Annotated in this window: 5 protein-coding genes; 2 read left to right on the top strand and 3 right to left on the bottom strand. The window is 25.9% G+C overall.

Annotated features, from left to right (window positions below; all coding sequences use genetic code 11):
• Positions 1-470: 470 nt before the first annotated feature.
• Positions 471-1,991 carry a DUF5050 domain-containing protein gene (locus J7G74_RS10450; protein WP_297134993.1) on the bottom strand — a complete coding sequence of 507 codons (1,521 nt, stop codon included), beginning with the start codon at positions 1,989-1,991 and terminating at the stop codon, positions 471-473.
• 249 nt (positions 1,992-2,240) lie between these two features.
• On the opposite strand from J7G74_RS10450, the gene J7G74_RS10445 reads away from it, so the two are divergent.
• Positions 2,241-2,651, top strand: coding sequence for a DUF2871 domain-containing protein (locus J7G74_RS10445; RefSeq protein WP_297134991.1), 411 nt, complete (start codon positions 2,241-2,243; stop codon positions 2,649-2,651).
• Positions 2,652-3,028: 377 nt separating this feature from the next.
• Here the strand turns inward: J7G74_RS10445 and J7G74_RS10440 are convergent, their stop codons facing one another.
• A complete protein-coding gene (locus tag J7G74_RS10440; protein ID WP_297134988.1) occupies positions 3,029-3,805 on the bottom strand; it encodes a MerR family transcriptional regulator in 777 nt (258 codons plus the stop codon).
• Positions 3,806-3,925: 120 nt separating this feature from the next.
• Here J7G74_RS10440 and J7G74_RS10435 point away from each other — a divergent pair, with 120 nt between their 5' ends.
• A complete protein-coding gene (locus J7G74_RS10435) occupies positions 3,926-4,555 on the top strand; it encodes a GNAT family N-acetyltransferase (protein ID WP_297134986.1) in 630 nt (209 codons plus the stop codon).
• 209 nt (positions 4,556-4,764) lie between these two features.
• Here J7G74_RS10435 and J7G74_RS10430 read toward each other — a convergent pair whose 3' ends face one another.
• On the bottom strand, positions 4,765-5,448 hold the full coding sequence (locus tag J7G74_RS10430) for an ABC transporter ATP-binding protein (protein WP_297134984.1): 684 nt from the start codon (positions 5,446-5,448) through the stop codon (positions 4,765-4,767).
• Positions 5,449-5,665 lie beyond the last annotated feature (217 nt).

The following is a 5,665-nucleotide window of genomic DNA, read 5'->3' as shown; positions in this document are numbered from 1 at the left end:
TATTATACATTCTTTCTTAAAATCTATATTTTAGTAGAAAAGTTTATTTGTCTTGTTAATTTATCGTAAGATAATATTTATCATTGTACATATTAATTTATATTATTTTAGCCAACTAATCAATCTACTCTTAGTAGAATTCACTTCGCTTAAGCCACTGCGTTGACGCTCCACTTCATGTCACCAATGGCTTTGCCCATTGCTCAAAATTCACTTTATTTACAACTGCTCAAACACATGGATAATACTTTAACCTAGGAATTTTCCACAATTACAAACTCAACATAAATTCCTTATATGTAAAAAAGAATTATAAATTTATATGTATGTATTTAATAACACACTATAAATTCATAATTCTTTATAACAATTAAATATTTATTTTCTACAAACCTTAGCTCAAAGTTTTTATTTTTAAAACTCTAGCAATCACCACTACTCCTAGACTTTTATCCTTTTATTTATTACATCTAATAATCTATCTTATTTATTTTTATTATTCCATTTACTTCAACAAATTGAACCATACAATCAAAGTCAGTATCAGCCCAATCTGAAATGTATTCTACTGTTAAAACTCCGTCTTTGTAATTTTTAGACTTTATTGTTTCTACATTACATAGATTAATATATGGATTTTCTACTGTTGCAAGATATTCTTTTCCATCAACTGACTTCATATCATCTGCATTTCTCAATTCATTTAACATTTCATCTGTAAAATAAGAGCTCATACTGCTTATTAATTTTTCCTTAGTTCCATAAGTAGAGTTAATAGCTGAGTATTGTCCTTCTTCTATAGTATCTGAATAATCTCTCTCGCTATAATATTTATTATAAATATTTCCTATATAATCTTGTAAAGTATATATTATTTTTTCATCTGACATATCTTGAAGTTTATTAGTGCTACCAACAGCTTCTTCTTTAACTTCTTCTTTATTTTTTTCTTCATCTTCTTGTGCTTGATTCGAGCTTGCCTTTTCTTTTAATTCATCTAAGTCAAACTCTTTCCAGTCACCATTTTCTTTTAAAATTATAAGAGTGTTTTCAAATTTATATAATCCATCAGATATCTCTAAGCTATAATCCATTATTTTCATACTCTTATTGTTTTTATAATTTAATACATTCATTGATACGTCTGTAAAATAAAATAAGTCTTCATCTGTACTTACACCATTTACAATACCTTCATCTTGTGTTAATACAGATTCATGTTCTCCATTACTATAAACTAAGTAAATACCTGGTGTTTCTTGATCTGCCGTATACTCTGCATTTATAAGTATACCTTTTTCATTTTCACCTATATAATTTATCATAAAATCACGTTCATCTTCTGATGGATATAATAGTTTGTCTTCTTTTTCATCCATCAATCGATTTCCTACCATTGTAGAGAATGAAATATACTTACTTTCATCTATTAATGTAACAGTACCATACCCTGGGCTATAAGTATCTATTACTTCCCCTGATTTTAAATCAGATACTTCAACATCAATATAATAGTATCCTTCTACATGACCTCTTCCTTCTTCTCCTCTATATGCAATTATTATCTTGTCATCTTTTATTAACATATCCATTGCATTTCTATCTTGTAATACTTCTCTTTTACTGGTATCTTGAATATCTAAAACTATTACTGGAGATTTGCCCTTTTGGGCATAGTTTATGTAGTAAAGTTTATCATTATATATATTTATGCTTAATGGCACATCATCATTTATTTTTTTAGGTTCACCTTCACCACTTACCGGTTTTGAATATAATTTACCCCCATCTTTTATTTCTGAATAATAGTAAGTGTCTTTGTATCTTGCAATCTTGCCACCTTGGTTGATATTTTTTGCATCATTTTCAAATAAATATTCTTCTTTTACTTTATTTGTAGTGTCTTCTACCTTTGTTTCTGCTTGTTTTGCACATCCTGTTAATAGAGATATACATAATGTTATTAGCAATATTATTTTTATTTTTTTCATTACACACTCTCCCCCTTTATTATTATTACCCTCATTTATTGTAGTTGAGAATATGTATATATTCAACATGATAATTACATTTTTAATTTATTATCTAATTGTTGTATCTACTTAATCATTTCTTACATTTCTTTTTACAAATTCAATAAGGGCGTGACATTTTTGGGACACCCTTGAATAAAAATACAATTAGTTTAAATTAAAATTTTTTAGGTATAAATATTATTATTCAATATTGGGAGGTATAACATGCAAAAATATTTTAAAATATCAACATTTTATCTAATACTAGGATTAGCGTTAGGAGTGTTTTATAGAGAATACACAAAAATAAATAACTTCACAGGAATAACTACCCTAGGTGTTACACATACTCATGTTTTAATGCTTGGATTTATGTTCTTTATGATTGTATTATTACTAGAAAAAAACTTTAATATATCAAGTATAAAAGGTTTTAAATCATGGCTTATTATATATAATGTAGGTTTTATTTATTTTATTTCCACATTAGTATTTAGAGGTGTATTACAAGTTAATAATAGTGATTTTGATGGACTTAGCCATATTGCAGGGCTTGGTCATGTGATTTTAGGTATATCCTTATGTTGGTTCGCTGTAATAGTTAATAAATCTCTTAAAAATTATGATAACAATTAGAAATTGGATACAGTTTATTTTATTAAATAACATAAAATTAAGGAATAGACATGATTATCTCATGTCTATTCCTTTACACAGGATTTTAGTTTTCTCATCTCTCCTTAAATTAATTAGACTGATATTTTGATATAGCTTACTAGATACATTTATCTTCTCAGCAAGTTGTTCTTGTGATAAATTATTTTCTTAATTTCTTTATCCTATGGTATAAATTTAATGCAATCACCTCTTTTTTATTGTATATATATTCATTTTATATCAATAATTGTACGGTTGCATTGTGTAAACCTCTAGTTGCATTTCTGATTACCGTTATATTTTTATTAATAATTTTGTTCTTACTTTATTTTATGATTACCTAAAAAAATCTGAATCTAGCTACTATAAGTTTTAGTATCGAAAATATCATTAAATAAATCAAACTCTATAATACTATCAATACTTATATTATTTTCTTCTATATAGTCAAATACTTTTTTTATGCATTCCTTCTTATTCTCTGTATTATAAACTATCGTTAAGTATCTACCTTTAGGCAAGACTTTTATATTTTTATCATTTTTTATATCTTTATATTCTTCGACTCCATTAAATACATATCTAGCTTCTAGACTTCTATTCTTATTTACATTATATATAACTCCTCTTTGTACAGATATTTTGATATTCTTCTCTAATATCAATTTATCTAAATCAGAATAATAAATTAATTCCTTCAAACTACCTGCTTCATTGCATGGCAGAACTACTATATAACGTGTTTCAAAAAATTTAATTGATATTCCATTTTCATTTAGTATTTCTTTAGATGATGTTACAGTTTCCCTTAGTGTATCTATATTTTCGATTACTTTGTTCATCTTATTTATATTTTCTTTTGCTTCATATCTTTTTGCCTCTAAAAATTCCAGTAATTTATCTGTATCACACTGTTGAAAAATTTCTTGAAGCTCTTTTATACTCGTTCCTAATGATCTACAGCCCTTTATAATATCTATATATACAAATTGTTCTATAGAATAGTATCTATACCCAGAAGATTCATCGATGTACTTTGGAATAAGAATTCCCATTTTATGATAATATCTTAAAGCTTTTATTGTAATTTCTTTAATTTTAGAAACTTCTCCAATAGAAAATAGTTTTTTCATTTTATTATTTCCTCTAATCTTTTATTTTTTGTTGACTCTCCCTTTAGGGGAGATATTATTATCATTATACAACATTTATTGTATAAATAATAAATATAAATGAAAGGATATTTTATTAATATGAACAAAGTAATATACAGAGATTTAGTTACATCAGATTACAAAATTATCAAAGAATTAATTGGAGAAGCATTTGGATTTTCTGATTTTATTAAAGACAAGGAGTTGCTAGATATTGTCTTAAGTGGATATCTTCAAGAATGTATTTTAAATAGCTCTTTTAGTAAAGTAGCTCAAAAAAATGGCAAAGTAATTGGTTTTATTTTAGGCAATGCTAAAAATGATAAAAACCGTATAATCAGTTCTAGTAATCCTTTAGATATTGATATGAATTCTATTGAGTCAATAATTAGTAATAAAGAAAATCATACTTTACTTGAAGAGTTTTTAAAAATTCAAACTACGTATAAAGAAATTATAAAAGGCAAAGAAGACCAATTCCAAGGTTGTATTCAGCTATTTGTCGTATCTAAAGAGTCTAGAGGTCTTGGTGTTGGGAAAACTTTAGTTAAGTATTTATCTGATTATATGAAAAGTATGAATGTAAACTCTTTATACTTATTTACAGATAGTAGATGTAACTATGGATTTTACGATAGCCAAAATTTCAATAAATTAAACGAAAAACAAGTGTCGTTTGATTCTGTCAATGCTAAACTAGATATATTTTTATATGGATATAGGTTTTAATTAAATTGTTATATACAAAAATAGCTACTAAGTTTTATAGCTTAGTAGCTATTTTCTCCTCTTTTTTCGAAGATTTATACGGATGAGATGATTCTAAAAAATTACACCCACTATTATGCACTTTTATTTATGTTAATTTAAATATCTATTTATATTATATGTCATATTATAATTTCAAATAGACCCATCTATTATTAACACATGTATTCTTATGCTCTCATTTTATCTTCTTCTAATAACTTACCATCTTTTATAGTTATTACTTCATCTGCCATTTTAGCAATCTCATCATTATGTGTTATCATAACCAAAGTTTGATTAAATTCTTTAACACACATTTTTAAAATCTCCATTACCTCCTCTGTAGTTTTCGAATCAAGATTACCTGTAGGCTCATCTGCAAATATTATCTTAGGCTTATTAGCAAGTGCCCTAGCTATAGCAACCCTTTGTTGTTGACCTCCTGATAATTCATTTGGAAATTTGTTTATCTGTTTTTCTAATCCCAATTTATTTATTAAGTCATCAATGTACTTTTTATCTATTTTTCCACTACTAAGTAAAATTGGAAGAACTATATTATCATAAATATTTATAACAGGTATTAAATTAAAACTTTGAAATATAAATCCAAACTCTTCTCTTCTTATCTTAGATAACTTGTCATCATTTAAAGTGTATAAATCTAAATCACCCATCATTACCTTTCCAGAAGTAGGTTTATCAAGGCCTGCTAGACAATGAAGTAATGTACTTTTACCACTACCACTTGCCCCTACTATTGCTGTAAATTTATGAGGCTGTATTTCTAAAGTTACTTCATCAATAGCTCTGACCTCATTATTATTTTTTCCATATGTTTTATTTAAACTTAATGCTGTTAACTTTTTCATAATAATCTCCTTATACATAAATTATCTGTTAATATATGTTCATATTAAGCTTATCTCAACGATTTATATTATATTTTCAAATTGTTAATCATTTTGATAAATTCCATCAGTTATTGATGTGCCTTCTATCTTGTCTTTAGATAAATACACGGCAACAAGTCCCATAATTATAAAAATTGCAAATAATATAAGTATCTGATTCCAAGGAATACTATGT

It is taken from the genome of Terrisporobacter sp., from assembly GCF_017888745.1.
In the GTDB taxonomy this organism is placed as follows: domain Bacteria; phylum Bacillota; class Clostridia; order Peptostreptococcales; family Peptostreptococcaceae; genus Terrisporobacter.
The sequence above is the reverse complement of the archived record's forward strand: the minus strand, read 5'-3'. Positions and strand labels throughout refer to the sequence as shown.